At 61.5% G+C, this 19,382-nt stretch carries 11 protein-coding genes; 2 read left to right on the top strand and 9 right to left on the bottom strand.

The features are described 5' to 3' along the window. Positions 1 to 23 precede the first annotated feature (23 nt). The 7 genes from ACIPPQ_RS06900 to ACIPPQ_RS06870 all read right to left on the bottom strand — a co-directional run bounded on the left by ACIPPQ_RS06900 (position 24) and on the right by ACIPPQ_RS06870 (position 10,766). Entirely contained in the window at positions 24 to 611 is a 588-nt protein-coding gene (locus tag ACIPPQ_RS06900) for an FKBP-type peptidyl-prolyl cis-trans isomerase (RefSeq protein WP_446543530.1), read from the bottom strand. Between the two features lie 2 nt (positions 612 to 613). Next, the gene (locus ACIPPQ_RS06895; RefSeq protein ID WP_446543394.1) at positions 614 to 2,824 is read right to left on the bottom strand and encodes a TonB-dependent receptor; all 2,211 of its coding nucleotides are present in this window, start codon (positions 2,822 to 2,824) and stop codon (positions 614 to 616) included. Positions 2,825 to 3,011: 187 nt separating this feature from the next. Continuing rightward, a complete protein-coding gene (locus ACIPPQ_RS06890; protein ID WP_446543393.1) occupies positions 3,012 to 5,471 on the bottom strand; it encodes a TonB-dependent receptor domain-containing protein in 2,460 nt (819 codons plus the stop codon). Positions 5,472 to 5,533: 62 nt separating this feature from the next. After that, positions 5,534 to 6,508 carry a FecR family protein gene (locus ACIPPQ_RS06885; protein ID WP_446543392.1) on the bottom strand — a complete coding sequence of 325 codons (975 nt, stop codon included), beginning with the start codon at positions 6,506 to 6,508 and terminating at the stop codon, positions 5,534 to 5,536. Beyond that, entirely contained in the window at positions 6,492 to 7,085 is a 594-nt protein-coding gene (locus ACIPPQ_RS06880; RefSeq protein WP_446543391.1) for an RNA polymerase sigma factor, read from the bottom strand. The genes ACIPPQ_RS06885 and ACIPPQ_RS06880 overlap by 17 nt, the downstream gene beginning before the upstream one ends. A 560-nt stretch (positions 7,086 to 7,645) precedes the next feature. Beyond that, on the bottom strand, positions 7,646 to 8,479 hold the full coding sequence (locus ACIPPQ_RS06875) for a cupin domain-containing protein (protein ID WP_446543390.1): 834 nt from the start codon (positions 8,477 to 8,479) through the stop codon (positions 7,646 to 7,648). Between the two features lie 64 nt (positions 8,480 to 8,543). Further along, positions 8,544 to 10,766 (bottom strand): TonB-dependent receptor, encoded by a 2,223-nt coding sequence (locus ACIPPQ_RS06870; RefSeq protein ID WP_446543529.1) that lies wholly within the window; start codon positions 10,764 to 10,766, stop codon positions 8,544 to 8,546. 688 nt (positions 10,767 to 11,454) lie between these two features. Between ACIPPQ_RS06870 and ACIPPQ_RS06865 the strand changes: the two genes are divergently transcribed. Further along, on the top strand, positions 11,455 to 13,158 hold the full coding sequence (locus ACIPPQ_RS06865) for a M20/M25/M40 family metallo-hydrolase (protein ID WP_446543389.1): 1,704 nt from the start codon (positions 11,455 to 11,457) through the stop codon (positions 13,156 to 13,158). 124 nt (positions 13,159 to 13,282) lie between these two features. On the opposite strand, the gene ACIPPQ_RS06860 is transcribed toward ACIPPQ_RS06865, so the two are convergent. After that, entirely contained in the window at positions 13,283 to 14,821 is a 1,539-nt protein-coding gene (locus ACIPPQ_RS06860) for an amino acid permease (RefSeq protein WP_446543388.1), read from the bottom strand. A gap of 48 nt (positions 14,822 to 14,869) precedes the next feature. Then, positions 14,870 to 16,486, bottom strand: a complete 1,617-nt coding sequence (locus ACIPPQ_RS06855) for a M28 family metallopeptidase (RefSeq protein WP_446543387.1) — start codon at positions 16,484 to 16,486, stop codon at positions 14,870 to 14,872. 577 nt (positions 16,487 to 17,063) lie between these two features. Here ACIPPQ_RS06855 and ACIPPQ_RS06850 point away from each other — a divergent pair. Then, positions 17,064 to 19,358 carry a TonB-dependent receptor gene (locus ACIPPQ_RS06850; protein ID WP_446543386.1) on the top strand — a complete coding sequence of 765 codons (2,295 nt, stop codon included), beginning with the start codon at positions 17,064 to 17,066 and terminating at the stop codon, positions 19,356 to 19,358. Positions 19,359 to 19,382 lie beyond the last annotated feature (24 nt).

Raw genomic sequence — 19,382 nt, 5'->3', positions numbered from 1 at the left:
GGCAATGGCTGTCACAGGCCGCCTCAGCCTGATGCGGGAGTCTCGGCGGCGACCAACATGATGTCGAAGACCATCACCGCGCCGCCGGGGACGGGACCCCGTCCCCTGTCGCCATATCCCAGCGCGGAGGGCATCACGAAGCGCCAGGTCTCGCCCGTTCGCATCATCGATACGCCTTCCCGCCAGCCCGTGACGACGCCCGCAAGAGGCACCTCGACCGGCGCGTCGCCGGGCGACTGATGGAACAGGGTTCCGTCCGCAAGACGCCCAACATAGTGCACCTTGACCCACGATTCCGGCGCGGGCCTTGCGCCCTTCGTGGCGGAGCTTTCACGGCGAAAGCGCAGCCCGCTGGCGCTCCGTTGCCAGCCGGGTGTGGCATCGATACGTTCGAGGAAGCCACGTTGTTCATCGAACCAGCCGGCACCGCGCTGTTCGCCCTCCTTCAGCCATTCGGCCTCGGGTTTCGGGATCTCATGCATGAACTCCCTCGGCTCGCCCGCCGCCTGCGCGAGGAGGGAAACAGGAAAGACGAGCGATATGGACATCAACCCCGCAAGGAGATGATGCACTGTCCGTTTCGCGCTGCTTCCCTCTCGCGCCTGCCGCACGATCAAAAGCCGATGCGCGTCGTCAGCCCGATCGTACGCGGCTGGCCGGTGACATCGTAGGGCGTTCCCCCGAGCGACTGGAAATATATGATGTCCGTGTCAAAGAGGTTGGTGGCGAAGAGCGCGGCAGACCAATTGTCTCCCTGCACACCGATCCGCGCGCTGGCGGTCGTATAGCCATCCAGCACCAGGGCCCGCGGCCCGACCCCAGAAAAACCGTTCCAGCGCTCGCCTACATAATTGACCTCCCCGCGCACAAAACCGCTGAGATCTCCGCCGAGCGGCCGCTCATACTGACCGCTGACGTTCCACGACCAGTTCGGGCTCAGCGGCAGGCGATCGTCATCGCGTGCCTGCGTCGCCGGAGCGGCGTCCTTGATCCGCGCATCGGTGTAGGAGACCGAAGCGTTGAGCGTGAGCCCCGTCGTCGGGCGCACCGCGGCCTCCAGTTCGAAGCCCTTGCTCGTGGCCTTGCCGGCGTTGGCGATGAACCCGAAGCCGCATGACAGCGACACCGAACTCTGGATGTCGGTCCAGTCGATATAATAGGCCGCGGCATTCAGCGTTACCCGCCCGTCGGCAAGGCTGTTCTTGGTGCCGATTTCGTAGTTCCATAGCCTGTCGGGGCCGTAGGAGGTCGGTGCCGAGCTATAGCCGAGCGCGGCGAGATCGGCGCCGCAGGCAGCCTGCGACAGCGAATAGTTGGGACCGCCGTTCCGGTAACCCTCGACAGCCTGCGCATAGATCAGATTGTCGCGCGTCGCCTGGAAGCTGAGCAGATATTTCTGTGTGAACGATGATTTGTGCGCGCGCAGCACCTGGGTGGTCGTGGTGCCGCCATTGAGGAGGCCGCTCGCGGTGCTCAACGTGTTCTGGTCGACGTCGAACACCCGGACCCCCGCCGTTGCCGCGAGGCGGTCGGTGATATTGTAGGTGAGCTCGCCAAAGCCCGCAATCTGACGTGTCCGGGGCTCGGTTCTTGAAACATAGAATTCGTCGGCCGTTATATGCCCAACCGTCGACGGCGCCTGCGAGAAGTCGAAAGTTTGCGGAATGTCCGTGCGGGCATCCGAATAAAATCCGCCGACGAGCCACTCGAGCGGGCGCTTGCCGGTGGAGGACAGCCGGATCTCCTGCGTGAACAGCCGGAAATTCCCCGGCGTCCTCGCCGCGACACCTTCGTCCGCGCCGAGCGTAATACCGCCAAAACGGTTCACCAACGGCCTTATCGCGGTCGTCGCATCGATGCTGTTGACGCTGTCCTTCTTCAGATAGTTGGTGGCAGACACCAGCGTCATCGTGTCGAAGTCCTGCTGGATCGCCAGGCTGTAGAGCTGCGATTCGGACTCTCCGTTCTGGCGGAACACGCGTCCGGTCTGGAATCTGCCAAGCTGGGTATCGGCGAAGGCCGGGATACCAAGATTCTCCTTCTGGTAGAGGACCCCAAAGGTTATCGACGTGTCGGGTCCGGGCTTGAGAAGAAGCTGCACGCGCGCGTTGATCTTCTCGACGGTGTTTGCGTCTTTCTCGTTCCGGATGACATCATCGATCCACCCGTCGTCCTTGCGATATCCACCCGATACACGCAGCCCCAACAGATCCTGCGCTATCGGGACGTTGAGCATGCCCTCGACGCGGCGATTCCAGCCGCCGTCACGGGTGTCGGAAATCGTCGCCTGCGCCGATCCCTCGAAGATGTCGAGGCGCGGCTTCTTCGTGATGACGCGCACCGTGCCGCCCATCGAGCCCGAGCCGTAGAGCGTGCCCTGCGGCCCCTTGAGCACTTCGACGCGATCGACATCGTACAGCGCGGGGTCGAGGGTCGGCTGGCCGCCCTCGGTGATCGGCGCCTCGTCGATGTAGATGCCCGTCAGCGGATCGGTCGCGCCGAAGCCGTCCGAAATGCCGCGAATGGTGATGCGGCTGGAGCGGTAGCCGTTGTCGCTGAAATTGACTCCCGGCACGGTGTTGAGATAGTCGCGATAATCCTGTGCCCCCTTGGCAGCCAGGGCGTCGCCATCGAGCGCGGAGATCGCGGCCGGCACGTCCTGCAGCCTCTGCTCGCGGCGCAGCGCGGTCACGACGATGTCATTCTCGCCGTCCGCCGCAGCTGCCTCCTGCGCTTCCTGGGCGACGGCATGCGCCGGCGAGAGAGCCAGAGGCATGGCGACCGTCGCAAGCCACGCCAGTTTCCACATCTTACGGTCCGTCATTCATTTTCTCCCCTATCCCGAGCGTCAACGCGCGCCTCGAGCGCGCCAAGCGGTCGTTCAGAGCTCATGACGAACGGCGTCCGAATTTCCGTCAGGTGGGGGGAAAAAATTCCGGATTATTGTCGGGCAACAGCGCTTCAATGTCGAAGGCGTTGCACCTTCGCTCCGGGAGAAATGTCGCCATAGCTCAGAAACTACGCGAAATTCTGACCGCCAGCGTCCGCGGCGCGGCGACATAGTCGTAGACCGGTGTGCGGCGATAAATTGGGCGCGCGTCGGTGATATTGTTGGCGACGAGCGCCGCGGACCAGGCCGAGATATCGACGCCCGCGCTCAGATTGATCGTCGTGTACGCAGGCATTTCGAAAAACCCGGCACTCGCCGGCGCGGGCGGGCTCCAGCGCTTGCCGACGTGATTGAGCTCCACCCGGACGAACGGCGACCGCGCCGTCGCCGCGCGCCATCGGTAGGTTGCCGAGAGGTTCCAGGACGAACGCGCGACGAAGGGAAGCGGATCGCCGGCACGGACTGCGGTAAAGGGAAGCGACCGCGTGCGGCGCGCGTCGATAAACGAAGCCGAGGCATCGAGCCGTAACCCCCGCAAGGGTTCGAACGTGACTTCGAGTTCCGCGCCCTTGCTTCTTGCTCGCCCGCCGTTGACGGTGAAGGAGAAGCCGCAGGGAAGCGCCTGCGCCGTCTGCATATCGCGCCAGTCGACGAGATAGAGCGCGCCATTGACAATCAGCTGGCCACCGAGCAGCCGGTTGCGGGTCCCGATTTCATAGCTCCAGAGCCGGTCGGGCCGATAGGAGACCGGCGCCGCGTTCCGCCCTATCTCCGCGAGACCGGTTGCACAAAGGTCGAAGGGGACGTTTCCTGCCGGCCCCCCGTTACGATAGCCCTGCGAAGCCTGGGCATAGAGGCTGCGGCCCTCTCCCGTCTCGAGGCGCAGCTGATATTTTTGTATGAGCGACGACGTCGAAACCTTTTGCCGGAAGGAAACGGGACCTCCGTTGAGGAGACCGCCGGCGATACCCGCGCCAGTCTGACTGATGTGCGCAAGCCGGAGCCCGGCTACGGCCGACAGGCGGGGCGACAGGTCGAAGCTGAACTCGCCGAACAAGGCTTGCTGCCTAGCTCGGTAGGTCTGGGCGAGCGAGAACAAGCCCGCCTCCCCCGCGGCGGCGGCAAGGGAGGGGGCTTGTGACAGATCGAAATATTGATCGAAGCGAAGGCGGTCGTCGGCGTAGAACACGCCCGCGAGCCAGTGCAGCCGTGTCTCGCTGCGCGAGACAATGCGCATCTCGTGCGTGAGGCGCCGCGATCGCCCGGAAAAATCTACCCCAGCATCCTCCCCGGGCGTCAGCTTGACGTCGATCGCGGCTGCCAGCAACGGCGTCAGGGTATTCGCCGTCCGACTTGCGGTTCGCTTGCGCAGGAGACTGCTCGCCGAGACGAACGAAACGCCGTCCCAGTCACGCGAAAGAACGAAACTGTAGACATCGGCTCGCGACGTCTCGCCTTGACGGAAATTGCGAAACGTCTGCCCTTCGGGCAGATCGCGGTCCTCGAAGGAAGGGATTCCGGCTTCGCGTTCCTGGCGATGCATCGCGAGCGTTGCATGCATATCGTCGCCAGGAGCCCATAGAAGCTGAACGCGCGCTTGGCGAATGTCGACGCTGTTGGCATTTGGCTCGCCGCGCGCAGTCTCGTCGATCCATCCCGCGTCATGGTCGCCGCCGACCAGCGCGCGCAAGGCGAGCCGCCCGGGGATGATCGGGAGGTTGACGACGCCATGCGCGCGGCGGCCCGTCCCGCCGCCGCGTGTCATATCGACCGCTGCCTCGACATAGCCTTCGGCCTCGTAGAGATCGGGCTTTCGCGTCACCAACCGGACCGTCCCGCCCATCGCGCCGGCACCATAAAGGGTGCCCTGCGGCCCGCGCACCACCTCGATGCGTTCAAGATCGAGAGCGCCAGGGTCGAACGATGCCTGGAATGTTTCGGTCACCGGAATTTCGTCGAGATAGACACCCGTAACGGGATCTCCGGTGCTGATCCCGTCGGACACGCCGCGCAGGAATATGCGGTTCGCCCGCAGCGTATTTTCCGTATAGCCGAGACCGGGGATCGCCGTCAGATAGTCGCGCGTGCCGCTGCGAATCCCCGACTGCAGAACATCGCCCTGCAAGACGGTTATCGCGGCAGCAACCTCGCTCAGTCGGTCCTCGCGCCGTAGCGCGGTAACGATGATTTCTGCGGGCGGATCATCGGCCGCAGTCGGCGGGCGCGAAGGAGACAGCGCAGGAACGGCCGGGCGGCGCCGCGGCGGCTTTCGCATGGCGCGCAGACGCAAGGCGGCCGTGCGCCCGTCATAAGAGGCGATTTCGAGACCCGTGCCGCGCAGCAGCCGTTCGAGCGCAACGCGGACCGGCAACGCCCCGTGGACGGGCGCGCTGCGCTTTCCTCGCGTCGCGGCTTCGGCAACCAGTATCTGGATCCCGGATTGGCGCGCGAAGAGGCGGATGCCCGCTGCCGCGGACTGCGCTTCGATATCGAAACTGCGGACATCCGGCTGCAGCGCGGCGGCCGGAGCGCCGGGCGCAACGCAGAAAACCGCGATCGCGACTGACCAGCGTCCCCCCACCGACTCTCCTGTCCTTTCCGGTCGCCGGACCGACCCGTCAGGCGACGTTTCCCGATCGCTCCTCACCGCGCCGCGGCGTGCGCTCCCGGCCCGTAGATGCGCAAGGTAGCTCCCGAATCGGCGACGCGCGCGCCGAGTGCGTCTCGCACCGCTCTCACGAATGCCTCGGGCTCGCGCATCCTAAATTGCCCGACCATCCGTTCTTGCGCGAACGCGGGATCGGCGATGACGATCTTGCGTGCATTATATCGGTTGAATTCGGCCGCGGCATCGCCGAGCGGCATGCCATCGAGGATGATTTCGCCGCGCCGCCAGGCCAGCGCATTTTCGACATCCCGCGGCGCTACGATGGCCTGCGGCGGACGACCTGCGGCGGCCACAACCCGCGTGCCCGCGGATGCCCTGACCCGCTCGCGCTCAAATCCTGCGACCGAGGTTTCGACGGTCCCGTGGGTCACCAGTATCTCGACTTCGCTTCCCTTGCGCCTCACCGAAAAGGCCGTCCCCAAAGCACGTACGCGCACATCGCCGGCTTCGACCTCGAAGGGCCGCGCGGAATCCTTGCGGACCGCGAACCATGCCTCGCCGTGCACTAGACGCAGTCGGCGCGCGCTACCGGTGATGGCGACGTAGAGGTCGGTATCGGTATTGATGCTGGCGGTCGATCCGTCCGCGAGCGCCATCTCCCGCACTTCGCCGAAGCCGGTCCGATAATCCTCGCCCGCGGAGCGGAACAAGGCGAGGCCCGCGACACCCGCCGCCAGCGCTCCCGCCCCGCCGCCGAGGAGAAGCCTTCGCCGCGAAAACATCGCCGGGACAGAGGCGGCCGCGTCGTCATCCGCGTCTTCCGCCGAGCCGGGGAGCGCGCGGCCGCGATTGAGAAAACTCAAGGTAGCTTCGGCTTTCAGGAGATCACCGGACCGGCGGGGATCCCCGGCAAGCCAGGCATCGAGTTCGGCCTGGAAGCGCGGGTTGTCGCCCATCGTTTCCCGTCGCACCGCCCAGGCCGCGGCGTCATTGTCAGTCATGCCGTTCATGCCGAGCCTTGTCCCTGCGCCCAAGGCCGAACGTGCGCCGGGGCACGACGTCGGCGGCGCCTTCATCCTCAAGCGCTTTCATCACCAGGCGCAATCCGCGGATCGATTGCGCTTCGACCACATTTTCGGTCACGCCCAAGCGCTCTGCGACCTCCCTTTGAGGAAGGCCGTCGATCCTGCGCAATTCCATTATCCTTCGACATTTGGCCGGGAGATCCTCGATTAGCTTCCGGACCCGCGCCAGATCACGTCGGGCCGAAACCACGCGCTCGGGCGATGGCTCCTCATCTACGACGTTCAGCGATCCGATTTCCGTCACACTGTCGATCCGTACAACGCGCGCGCGCCGCAACTGGTCGATGAAGATGCTCGAAGCCGTCCGGAAAAAATAGGCACGGCCGTTGTCTATGTGGGCCACGCTCGAGAGCGCGGCGACCCGGCAATAGGCTTCCTGCACGATGTCGTCGATCGCGGCGTCGGAGGGCAGTCGTTTCCGCAGCCATTTGCGGACATCACTTTCGTGCGGCAGCATCTGACTACCAACCCAGGCGACAAGCTCGGCACGCCCCTTGTCCAATGCATCTCTCCATAACGAGCGCGAAAGGAGATCATAGCGGTGCATCGCTTCCCGGCGCAAGCGTGCAGCGACACGCCCGACCATTGACAAGGTTATGCCAAGAACCTGCGGGACCCAGCGCGAGACGAGACATGGCGATTGGCTGATCTGCGCCGGTAAGATGCTGCCACACGGCGCGCAGTGTCACGAGTTCTCCCGAACCTGATCTGACAACCGGACATGCGAGCGACAGAGATCGAGCACCGCCCAGGTATATTTCGCGGCGGCAAGGCACGTCGCCCATCATGCGTACCTTCAGGAAACCGCTTATCGCCTGATACGCGAGCGGCTGTCCATGCCCGACCTTCGCGCCGAAGCGCGCCGGCGCTTTACCGCGTTGCTTGCTTATGTGGCGCATGGACAGGCGCACCGCTGTTCCGGTCGGGACTGGCTTCCGCTGCACGCGAGAAAATGGTGCGTTTAAAATCCGTCGGTTCTTGCCAGCTATTCCTTGCGCCCGGACTTTCTTAAATCTTCGACAGTCAGGCGGTGAAAGCGGGCGGACGCCCGCCCCCTTCCCGCTATCTGGGTGTCTTGTCGGGAAATGTGGAGATCGCAATATAGGTGATTGGATAGCCCGCGGTATTCTCCGTGAACTGGAGTGCACCCGGCTGACCGACCCGGACCGCGCCCGCCTTGAAGGGATAGCGCTTTCCGTCCCGAACCCAATTTCCTTCGCCCGATATGATGTAGCCTGTCGAATTGGTGTCGCCCCCGACACTTGGCCGTGTCTTTCCATTTTCACCGAGAACCAATAACTCGGCGCCAGCAAACTTCTGGGCCCGGCGCAGCCCAAGGCGCCTGACCTGCAAACGTTGGCCTTCGGTGACCGACGTGTTCGAATGCTCGTCGAAGGCGTAGGTTATCCAAAAGCCGGTTCCCACGGCGGGCTTGTCGACGGTGACGCCGGGCTTTGAAACCGTAGGCCAATAAACTGCGCCGTCGGGAACGTTGGGCGGCACGATACCGCCTTTCACACGAAAGACGACCAGACGCAAAGGCGACGTTCCCGTGTTGAAGAGCTCATGCTTAAGCCCGGGCGTGAAATAGAGCGAGATGTCGGGCCGGATGTTGTAAGTGTCGCCATCGGGAAACTTGTCGTAAACGCTCAATATCCCGCGTCCGTCGAGAACGTAGTAGAGACGTTCCTCGGGGAAGCCTCCCAAGTCCATCCGCTGACCTACGCCGATTGTGATTTCCTCGACGCTCGTATCCTTTCCCATGGATTCCTCGAACGGCAGAAGCGTCTTGTGGACCGGTCGCGGCGCCTGGTTAGCAACCTGCGCCTGAATCGGCGCAGCACCAAAAGCGAGTGCCAGTGTGGCTGCGGCAAATTTATGATGAATGCGGTTCATCGATATTCTCTCTTTCCCGTCGGCTGGTTGCGGGCCGGCGCGCTGGAGGGCGCCGGCGCACGCCTCAGTAGTTGAAGGAAACATTCACGCCGACCGTGCGCGGCCGGATCAGATAGTGGCTGACGTTGGCTTCGAGACCCTGACCGTCGTCCAGCCTCCTCACGCCCTTTTCATTGGTCAGATTGCGCACGAAGAGGTTGGCACGAAAACGATCGTTGCCCACCTCTGCCCGAACGTCGAGTTCGCCAAAGGATGGCGTATTGAGGCGCGCCTGACGCGCCACGGAAGCATCGGTGGAACGGAAATCGCCGGCGCGCTTTCCGACATATGAGTAATTCGCCCCAATCGTCGCTTCGAGTCCGTTCCCGACGTCGAAGCTCTTGTCGAACCCGACATTGAAGGTGAACCGGGTCGCGCTCGGCAACTGGTCGCCTTTCGAGCCGATGATGCTGGCGCCGCCGGGTTCAGGAGCCGGTATGTCCGAACGCAACTCGGAGTCAGTGTATGTAAAATTGCCGTTGAGATCCCATCCCGAACCCATGTCGAGCTGCGCGGTCGCCTCGATGCCGCGGCTCCTCGCTTTCCCGCCATTGATGAAGAAATCGAAGAGAGATGCCGATTGGGCGCCGAGCTGAATGTCGTCCCAGTCGATGTTGAAGAGCGACAGGTCGAGCGTCAACCGCCGGTCAAGAAAACGACCCTTCAACCCGGCTTCATAGTTGACTACCGTATCCGGAGCGAATGTCGCCAAAGGAGCCGCGGGCGTGTTGGGGCCACCGGGGCGATAGCCGGATGCGACACGCGCATAGATCATGACATCATCGTTGAGCCGGTAGCGCGGCGCCACGAGCCAGGTCACCGCATCATCGTCCGATCTAGCGAGCGGGTCAATGAAAGACGCGCCGAAGATTGGCGTCACCGGCGCCCCGACATCCTGGGAGCGCAAATACTCCTGCTTGTTCTTGCTATAGCGTCCGCCGATCTGAACGTCGAACTTCTCGGAGAAATGATAGGTCAGGCTACCGAAGACGGCATATTCCTTGTAGGTCGACGGCGACCCCAGGAAGAGGACCTGGTCCTTGTCGCCCCCCGGCTCCTGCAGAAACAGTTCGACGTCTGCCTGCGAACGCTCGGTCGTATAGAAGCCGCCCAGAAGCCAGTCGATCTTACCTTCACCATTGGAGGCAAGGCGGACCTCCTGCGAGAATTTTGTCGTGTTGGAATCGTCGACGAGCCGGATCTGCGTCCCCGCAGGCGTTCCAGGATAGAAGCCCAGTAGGAAGCCGAATGAATTGCCGACGTCGACGTCCTGATTATTGATCATGCGGGTCCAGCCACTGACCGACGTCAAAGTCGCCGGCCCGAGATCGAGATCGCCGCGAAGCTGAGTGACCCGGCTCTCCTCTTTCCACCGCCCGCGCTGCGCCGCCATCCGCAAGGTCGGATCCGTTCCCGTCGTCAGCGCGCTCGAAGTCACGCTATCGGAGATTTGGCGCGAATGCGCGAGATTGATGGTCAATGCTTCGAAAGGCTTGAAATAGACCGCCGCCCGGCCGCCATGCACTTCGGGACTGCGATAGCGATTTCCGCGAAGGTCGCCGGTGGCGACCGAATAGTAAGGCACGGAATAGGTTGCGTCCCATCGCTTGAAGCCGCTCGCTCGCACCGCCAGCATATCGTCAAGGATCGGGACGTTTAGGGCTCCCCGCAGCGCACCGACCCACCCTGGTTCTTGAAGGAATCCCTCGACGACGCCGACATTCCCTTCGACGCGCGCGGTGAAGTTCCGCGTGTCGGGCGTACGCGTGACATATTTGATCAAGCCGCCCAGGCTCGAGGCGCCGTACAGCGTGCCTTGGGGCCCACGCAGAACCTCGATTTGCTGAAGATCGGAAGGGTCGAAGTCGGGCGTGATCTTGTTTCCCGCCCAGCTGGATGTACCGAAGGGCGCATCGTCGACAGTTATCGCGACGGTCGGGGTGCTGTTTGCGGGACTGCTGATTCCACGGATCGAGATTTCGGTGGCATTGTAGCCGGTGACCGACAGACCCGGCGTGCGGGATGCGAACTCGCGAAGGGTGACGAGATTTTCGCGAACAAGTGTGTCGGAGCTGATCGCCGACACCGGTACTGGAACATCGAGAAGATTCGCACTGCGCTTTTCGGCGGTTACGACGATCTCCGCGTCATCGGTGTCTGGAATCAGAGCCTGTCCCGAAGCAGGCGCCACAATGGCCGCACCGCAAAGCAACAGCGAAGCCGAAGCAAGTTTTCGTCCGAAGTGCATCAATTTGTCCCCTTCCACTTTGTGTTTTTGTTCACTCCTTGGCGCTGCATGCGCTGGAAAACGTCCGGACGGCGCGGGCCAGCTCGCGTGAGAGCCTGGCGGCGTAGGGCGTAAATGATGGATGAGAGGGGATAGAGGCAGCATTAGCTGGCACCGAGACGCCGCTATCCAAGCCCAGGCCGGCGACCGTCATTGGCAGGCCGGTAAGCGGGCAGAATCGCAGTGAAGGTTGCGGCAATGCCATTCGCATTCACTCCCCTTTTCGGCTTACGCCGGCGGCTGGACGGCCCAGCTCTGAATCGTTGGGCCGGGCGTATCACTCCCTTGCACAGCGAGCAATACTAAATGTCAGACCATTGAATCAAAATTTCATTTTCGGGCAGATGGTGACCCTGCAGCATCTCGCGCATTGTGCAATTGACACATATTATTGCACGGTTATCCTTGGGTATTTCTGCCGAGCGTCCAATCTCCGCGACGTGATCGAAAAATGGGAACGCGAAACCAATTTTGGGCAAATGGATCTTTTGGTTTATGGTACAACCAAATTAGGATCGCACTGCCCCTTGTCAGTTCTAAATGGCGGTAACAGGCGCCGGGGCATCAAACGGGGGCCGTCTTCGCACTGCGATCGGCAGCCGGTTCAGCCGCTTCGACGAGCTCGGAGTGCAGGAAGAAGGAGGTAAAAATGGGTACTCGACTTTTATTCTTGGTGACTGCCGCTTTGGCAAATGGCGTCGCGCTTGCTCAGACCGACGTGCCCGCCCAGCTTCGCGTCGAAGAAACCCGCGCGTCGCAGCTAATGCCCATTCTTCACCATCTGACCGACATTTATGGTCCGCGCCTGACAGGATCTCCTCAGCTGCGGCAAGCTCAGGAATGGGCCGCGCAGCAGATGCGAAGCTGGGGCCTTAAAAATGTCGAACTGCAGCCCTGGGAGTTCGGCCGTCCGGGATGGCACAACAGGCTTACCGAAATCAGCGTGACGGCTCCTTTCCAAGCACCCGTCCTTGCCCGCGCCCTGCCTTGGACGCCATCAACCAACGGCCTTATCGTTGCGGACGCCGTCATTCTCATGCCGCCCGGCATGCCAGCCGCGGGCCGTGCGCCACGCCGGACAGCAGATTCCATTCAAGCAGCAAAGGGAGGTGTCGCAGAGCCCCCAATGCCGAAAATGAACGCCTCACCGCCGCTGCCTACGCGGGCCGAACTTCTGGCTTACCTGGAGAGCCAAAAGGAAAAGGTGAGAGGGGCGATTGTCCTCGTCGGTCCGCCGGCGGCGCCGGAACCCGATTTCATCCCCCAACCGATGCGCCGAACCGACGCTGAGTGGATGGCGCTTATAAATGCGCCTCCCGGAATTGCTCCAGGCTCGTCAACGCGTCCAACCGTCGAGGACGGCCGACTGACGAGAGACGAGATCAACGCGACCATTGCGGAATTTCTTGTGAAAAATGGCGCATTGGCTCGAGTGAAGGATGGCGGCGAGCGGCGCGGCCTTATCCGGGTCGAAAGCACGAACGGATATGGCGCGACGCCCCAAGTCCCGGGAGTTACAATCGCAAATTCCGACTATGGAAGGATCGCGCGCGTGCTTCAGGGCGGAACGCGGGTCGAGGTTCGGATGAATGTGCAGAACGAGCTGCACCCGGACGGCAGCACGGCATATAATGTCGTCGCGGATCTCCCTGGCACCGACAAAAGCGACGAAATTGTCATGATCGGGGCTCATATAGATGGGTGGGCGACGGCGAGCGGCGCGGCGGACGATGCAGTAGGGGCCGCAGTCATGATGGAGGCAATGCGGCTCCTCAAGACATCCGGACTGAAGCCACGGCGTACCATACGCATTGCACTCTGGGGGGGCGAGGAGCAAGGTGTCTACGGGTCGCAGGCCTATGTCGCGAGGCATTTCGGCAGCTTCGAACACCCGAAGCCCGGATTCGCGAAACTGAGCGGCTACATCAATCTTGATCACGGCACCGGGCGCCCAAGAGCGGCCACCTACTTTGGGCCGCAGTCAGGCGCAGCGATCGTCGCCCAAAAAATGGCATCGTTCAGGGACTGGGGCTTCATGGGAGCCAACACAGCCTCGTTCAGGCCAGTGAGCGATTCGGCCGCATTTTACCTCGCGGGGCTCCCCTCAATAGGACTGTATCAAGATCCATTCGATTATCTGAGCCGGCTCCATCATACCAATTTCGACACCTATGAGGAAGTATATGAGCCTGACGTACGGATTGCAGCGGTCGAGGTAGCCGCGCTTGCGTTCGCGCTGGCGAACGATGACAAGATGCTCCCCCGCTTCGACGCGAATGACATTCCGTCGCGCGATCCCGCAGCCGGACCGCGCGCACGCATCCGACCGCCGGAGAATCACGGAGAGCCGTAAGGCGATCAGCTACCGATAATATTCCGTCCCGAGCGGCCTCAGTCGATCCCGTTCAGCCGATCACCGCCAAGCAGTCGCTCACAGGAAGCCAGTGGCAACAATACTCGCGGGTCACGGCAAGCGGTCATTGCTCGGTCGCCGGCTGAACAGGGAGCGGCGGAGCGTCATCATCGACCTCATAGACTTCAATCGCACCGCGACCAACGTGGCTGCGCTTCCGGCCATATGCGAAATAGACAATCAGACCGATCGTGGACCAGCCAAGGAACATGAGCTTCGTCTCATCCCCGAGGCTCCAGAATAGATACAGGCAACCAAGGATGGCGATCGGCGCAGTGAGCTTCACCGCCGGTGTGCGGAACGGCCGCGCGCGATGTGGATCCGTGCGCCGCAATGCAAGGACTGCGATCGATACAGCGGCAAAGGCAAACAATGTTCCGGAGTTGGATATTTCCGCGAGAATGCCGACCGGAAAAAAGGCCGCAAATATCGCGACGAAGCAGCCCGTAACGATAGTGATGAAGTGTGGCGTCTTGTAGACCGGATGGACTTTTGAAAACGCCTTCGGGAGGAGGCCGTCACGGGCCATCACGAAGAAAATGCGGGTCTGGCCGAACATCATCATGAGGATGACCGAGGGCAGCGCGAGGCCCGCAGCCAGCCCGATGAGATTTCCGATCTGCGGCCAGCCGATCTCGCGGAGCGACCAGGCAAGAGCCTCTTTCGAGCAGGATATGGCCTCCCGTCCCTCGGCCGCGAGCAAAGCGCATTGGTCAGAAAGAGCTTTGGAGCCAGGCGCCAACGCCTCCCCGCCGGCACCCACGACCGGCTGCGCCCCGACAGTGCCGATAACACCGGCAGCAACGAGGATGTAGAAAATCGTGCAAATCGCGAGCGAGCCGATAAGGCCGATCGGCATGTTGCGCTGCGGATTTTGAGTTTCCTCCGCTGCGGTCGAAACCGCATCAAACCCGACATAAGCGAAGAAAATCGAAGCCGCGGCCGCAGATATGCCGGCAAAGCCCAGCGGAGCGAAGGGTGTGAAGCCCTCCATGTTCATCACAGGCACCGACAATGCGACGAAGAGCGCCAGCGCCGAGATTTTGATCGCGACCAGGATTGCATTGATCGTCGCGCTCTCCTTCGTCCCGACAACGAGCAACCAGGTGACGAGCCCCGCGATGAACATGGCGGGAAGATTGATCAGGCCTCCATCGAACGGTCCGAGAACGAATGTCACGGGAATGTCGATACCCGCCGCATGCTCGATCAAGCCGACCACATATCCTGACCAGCTCACCGAGACCGCGCCGGCGGCCACGGCATATTCGAGAATGAGGGCCCATCCCACAAGCCAAGCCACGAGCTCGCCCATGACGGCATAGCTATAGGTGTAGGCCGAGCCCGAGACGGGTACCATGGCCGCCATTTCGGCATAGCAAAGCGCGGCCACGGCGCATACGAAGCCTGCCATCACGAAGGAGAGCATCATCCCCGGTCCGGCCTTTTGCGCCGCCTCGGCGGTGAGGACAAATATTCCGGATCCAATGATCGCGCCCACCCCCAGCATCGTCAGCTGAAAAGCGCCGAGCGAACGGTGCAATGACTTCTTTTCCGCCGTCGCCAAAATAGCGTCGAGCGGCTTTACGCGGCCGAAAATCATGAAAATACCCTGGGATGTTGGTTGATGTGAGAATTGCTCCTGCCGCAATTAGCGGTGGAGAGGTCCGTAACGGGTGCCGAATAGATTGCCCGGATTCCAGCGCGGTGCTTCGGCCGCGTCAGCGAGCGCGCGGGTCAGCTCAAAATTGAGCTTCGCAAACTTGGCTGCAGCACGATAGTCGATTGGTTGGGCGAGGTTGTCGCACGGCTGGTGATAGCAGCCTGACAAGAAGCCCTTGAACTTTTCACCGCCACCATTGCCGAAACCGGTCATCAGGAAGATCGACGGAACGCCCTGCTGCACGAATCGATAATGATCGGAGCGTGTAAAGATGCTCTCCTCGGGCATGGGATCGGGTGTCAATTTCACGCCCATCCGTCCCGCTACGCGCTCGACAATGGGGCCGATCGAGGAATGCTGGGCCCCAAAAGCAATGACGTCCTCGAAATCATATGTAAGTATCGGCATGTCGAGATTGACAAGCGCGTCGATATTACGAGGAGGAATCAGCGGGTTGTTCGCGAGATAATCGGAGCCGATGAGGCCCTTTTCCTCTGCGGTGATGGCGACGAACATCAACGAGCGACGAGGCTTCACGCCTTGCTCGCGGAACTGCCGAGCGACCTCGATCATCGTTGCAACCCCCGACGCATTGTCGAGCGCGCCGCTATATATTTTCTTCGCGCCTTCGCTTTCAGATACGCCGAGATGATCGAGATGAGCGGTCAACGCGACGGCACGATCCGGGTCGGCCCCTTCAAGTTTGCCGACGACATTCCAGCTTAGCGTGTCGCGCGTTTCGGATACCTGGCTTCCTTGTGCGCGCATTTGCAAATTGGCCTGCGCGCGAGCGATCGGCTTTGTTTTCGATCGTGCAACGATTGACTCGAAGCTCATTCCCGAACCGGCGAACAGCTTGTCGCCTACCGGCGCGGCCAGATTGGCGAGCAATGGTGCAGAGGGTGCGACGTCAAATGCTTTGCCGTCAGGCTGTCTCCACCCCATTCGCCATGCCTGCCAGCGCGGAGCGCTCTTCTCGAGGGGACGCCTCGCCTCGCTTTCCGGGGTGGACAATATCATCACGCCCACCGCGCCGCGTTTAGCCGCTTCAATTCGCTTGTTCGACGTGCTGCCGAAAAACGCCTGCTCATCGCCCGCCCCTTGCTCGGGGGCGCCGCTCAGCAAAACGACGATCTTGCCCTCTAGATCGAGGCCGGCAAAATCGTCGCGCTTCCATTCCGGCGCAACGATTCCATAGCCTGCGAATACAAGCGGTGCGTCGAACTTACGGCTTCCGGATGTAGCCACCGCCTCGGGAAGAAATTCCGTACCGAAAACGAGATCGACACTGCTTCCGTCCTTACGCACGAGCTTGATCGGCGCCTGGCTCGCAGGGCGGTAAGCGATCATCGGTACAGACTGGAAAAAGCTTCCGTCGGCGGCCATCGGCTTCAGCCCAAGTTGCTCAAACTGCGCCGCCACATATTTTGCCGCGATGCGGTATCCCCGCGTGTCGGCCTCCCGCCCTTCCAGCTCATCATCGGCAAGAAAGGTCATGTCGGCCTTGATACGAGCCGCGCTCGCCGCGCCGTTATCCTCTGCACTAACCTGGATCGGCGAAAGGCAAGCGATGAGAGCGCCTGCCAGCACGAGTTTGTTTGTCATTCACTTCCTCCCATGTGGTGATTGCCACCTATGTGCTTCACCGCGCTTGTTTTCCGGCCCGTTCCCGCGCGGCGAAGAACGGAGTTTGTCGCACAATGAATCGGACCAGACGTACCGCGATCGAGCCCGAAATTGCTCGACCAACGAAATATCTCTTCCGAAGCCCGAGCTTTTTCGGTGATACGGCTCGCCCATCGCCATCCGGGAAGTGACCCCGGCGACCTGCGCTCAACGTAAGCCGAAAAAACAGCGACCAGACTCGAAAAAAACCGGCGATGCACTCACTTCATTATAGTCGACAAAATTGGAGCTATGAGCAGTCGAAGTCGCTTTGCGGGTTGCTCGACGCCCACCCCTCCAATCAGAAGGTCGACATAATATCTTAATTAATCAATATGTTAATCCCTCTATTACCGCTTCAGGTCACAACAATGACAATTTATCATTTTATTGTTGACGTCGTGTTGCGAAAGGTGTTCACTGTAATGGTAGGGCCATTGAACAAACGACGCAAGATCGGAACGTTCGCCAGGAACTGGCCCCGTGTACCGGCCTGCCTGAAGGGGGAGTTACTGCAATGAATTTTCTGACCAAAGCTGTCATTCGTGGACTGTATGCAAGTGTCGCCATTGGCGCCTTCGCGGCCGCACCGACGCACGCCCAGACCGCCGATGATTCGGTCAGCGAAGGCGAAATCGTCGTCACGGCGCAGAAGCGAAGCGAACGACTGCTCGACGTTCCCGTCTCCGTCTCCGCTGTGACCTCCGACACCCTGCTTCAGCAGAATCTCGTCAAGATCGAAGATTATGCGACGCGCATCCCCGGCGTCTCGATTTCGAGCAGCCGCAACTTCGGTATCGCGATCCGCGGCATCAACGCCGGCGGCGCGACCAACCCGACCGTTGCAATCACGATCGACGACGTTCCGTTCGGCTCTTCAAGCGCGCTTGGGAACAGCCAGACTCCGAACCTCGACCCTTCCGACCTTCAACAAATCGAAGTTCTGCGCGGACCGCAGGGAACGCTTTATGGTGCATCGAGCCTTGGCGGCCTCATCAAATATGTGACGCGCGAGGCCGATCCCAATGAATGGTCCGGCCGTGTCGAAGGCAACTATAGCAATGCGCGAGGCGGTTCGGACGGCTGGGCCGTGCGCGGCGCGGTCAACGTTCCGCTGATCGACGACAAGCTCGGCGTTCGCCTCAGCGCCTACAAGCGCTCCGATCCGAAGCTTGGTGACCGCTACAACCGCACGACGCGCGCGCTGGTCGCCGAAGACATCAACAAGTCCGAATATTGGGGCTTCCGCGCAGCCGCCTTTTTTCGCCCGATCGAGGCGTTGACCTTTAATGTGTCGCACCTCGAGCAGACGAATGAGTTCACCAACAGCGCCTCTACCCTGATCGACCGTGCGCAGCCGTTGTTCACGCCGCTCTACGGCTATTTCGGCAATGACTCGCTATCGTCCTTCGGTGAGAGCAAGACTCGGCTCACGCAGATCAAAGGCGAACTCGAACTGGGGGGTGTGACGCTCACTTCGGTGAGCGGCTGGTCGGCGATGCTCGGCGAACTTAATGCCGACAACACGCGTGCATTCAGCTTTGCCCTCACGGGTTTCCCGGCAGGTGCGCTGTTTCCCGGCTCGCCGGCGATCGCTCCGGTCTATCCGGCAGCACCGGCCGATGCCCAGGTCCGCCTCACCGATGATCGCCGCACGCGCAAATTCTCTCAGGAAGTTCGCCTGTCGTCGAATAATGATAGCAGCCTCAAGTGGATCCTCGGCGGCTTCTACACGAACGAACGTTCGATCCTCGATCAGGAAATCTATGTTTCGGATGCCGCGGGCGAACGGATCGGATCGGTCGTCGTCTTCCCGCTGCCGAGCACATACAAGGAATATGCTGTTTTCGGCGATGCGACCTATAGCTTTACCGAGCAGTTCCAGGTGCAGGTAGGCGCGCGCTGGAGCAAGAACAAGCAGACCTATGTCGACGCCCAGATCGTCTCGCCCAACGCATCGCCGCTGCTTTTCGGTGTGACGCGCGACGGAGATCTGACGCGCTCGAAGGATGATTCGGTCACTTGGCTCATCTCGCCCAGTTACAAGATCACCCCCGACATGATGGTCTACGCCCGCGTCGCCACCGGCTATCGCCCGGGCGGTCCCAACACGGCTGCCGCACCGTCGCCGGATTTCGATCCCGATCGTGTGACCAATTATGAACTTGGTTTCAAAGGCCAGCTCTTCGACCGGATGCTGACGATCGACACCGCCATTTTCAACATCGACTGGAAAGATATTCAGCTTCAGGCGCAGACGGCAACTTCGCTGCCCTTCTTCACAAATGGCGGGAAGGCTCGCAGCCGCGGTTGGGAAGCCGCCGTCGAACTGCGCCCCGGCAGCGGCTGGACCTTTAACGGCAACCTGACGTTGACCGATGCCGAGTTGCGCGATCCGCTCCCCGTTCAGCCGGCTCCGGCTCCGAGTCTGCTCGGCTTCAAGGGCGACCCGCTTCCTTATGTTGCGAAGTTCACCGGCAATCTCGGGTTCGAGAAGCGCTGGGAACTTGGCGGCGATTACAGCTTCGCTCTCGGCGGCAATTACACACACCTCGGCGCTCGCAACACACTCTACCGCTCGTCGGCAGCACCGTTGGCGCGCCGAGGCAACCTACGCCTGCCGGCGCAGGATGTATTCGACCTGCGCGCTACGCTGAGCGGCCAACGCTGGGACGTGACGCTCTTCATTCGCAATCTGACCAACGAGCGCGGTGTGCTCGATGCGGGTGACAACCAGGGGACAAGCAGCACCCTTTCAGCAACATTCATCCAGCCGAGAACGGCAGGCGTAACAGCCTCCTACTCGTTCTGACCTTGAAGGCGGGACCGGCGACGG

The organism is Sphingopyxis sp. LARHCG72, assembly GCF_052871675.1.
This window is presented reverse-complemented; position numbering and strand designations above follow the sequence as displayed.

Bases quoted from the DNA above. Each gene is read 5' to 3' on its own strand.
- ACIPPQ_RS06895 (WP_446543394.1), bottom strand. From the start codon at position 2,824: ATGACGGACCGTAAGATGTGGAAACTGGCGTGGCTTGCGACGGTCGCC.
- ACIPPQ_RS06855 (WP_446543387.1), bottom strand. From the start codon at position 16,486: ATGACAAACAAACTCGTGCTGGCAGGCGCTCTCATCGCTTGCCTTTCG.
- ACIPPQ_RS06870 (WP_446543529.1), bottom strand. From the start codon at position 10,766: ATGCACTTCGGACGAAAACTTGCTTCGGCTTCGCTGTTGCTTTGCGGT.
- ACIPPQ_RS06865 (WP_446543389.1), top strand. From the start codon at position 11,455: ATGGGTACTCGACTTTTATTCTTGGTGACTGCCGCTTTGGCAAATGGC.
- ACIPPQ_RS06850 (WP_446543386.1), top strand. From the start codon at position 17,064: ATGAATTTTCTGACCAAAGCTGTCATTCGTGGACTGTATGCAAGTGTC.
- ACIPPQ_RS06875 (WP_446543390.1), bottom strand. From the start codon at position 8,479: ATGAACCGCATTCATCATAAATTTGCCGCAGCCACACTGGCACTCGCT.
- ACIPPQ_RS06860 (WP_446543388.1), bottom strand. From the start codon at position 14,821: ATGATTTTCGGCCGCGTAAAGCCGCTCGACGCTATTTTGGCGACGGCG.
- ACIPPQ_RS06885 (WP_446543392.1), bottom strand. From the start codon at position 6,508: ATGAACGGCATGACTGACAATGACGCCGCGGCCTGGGCGGTGCGACGG.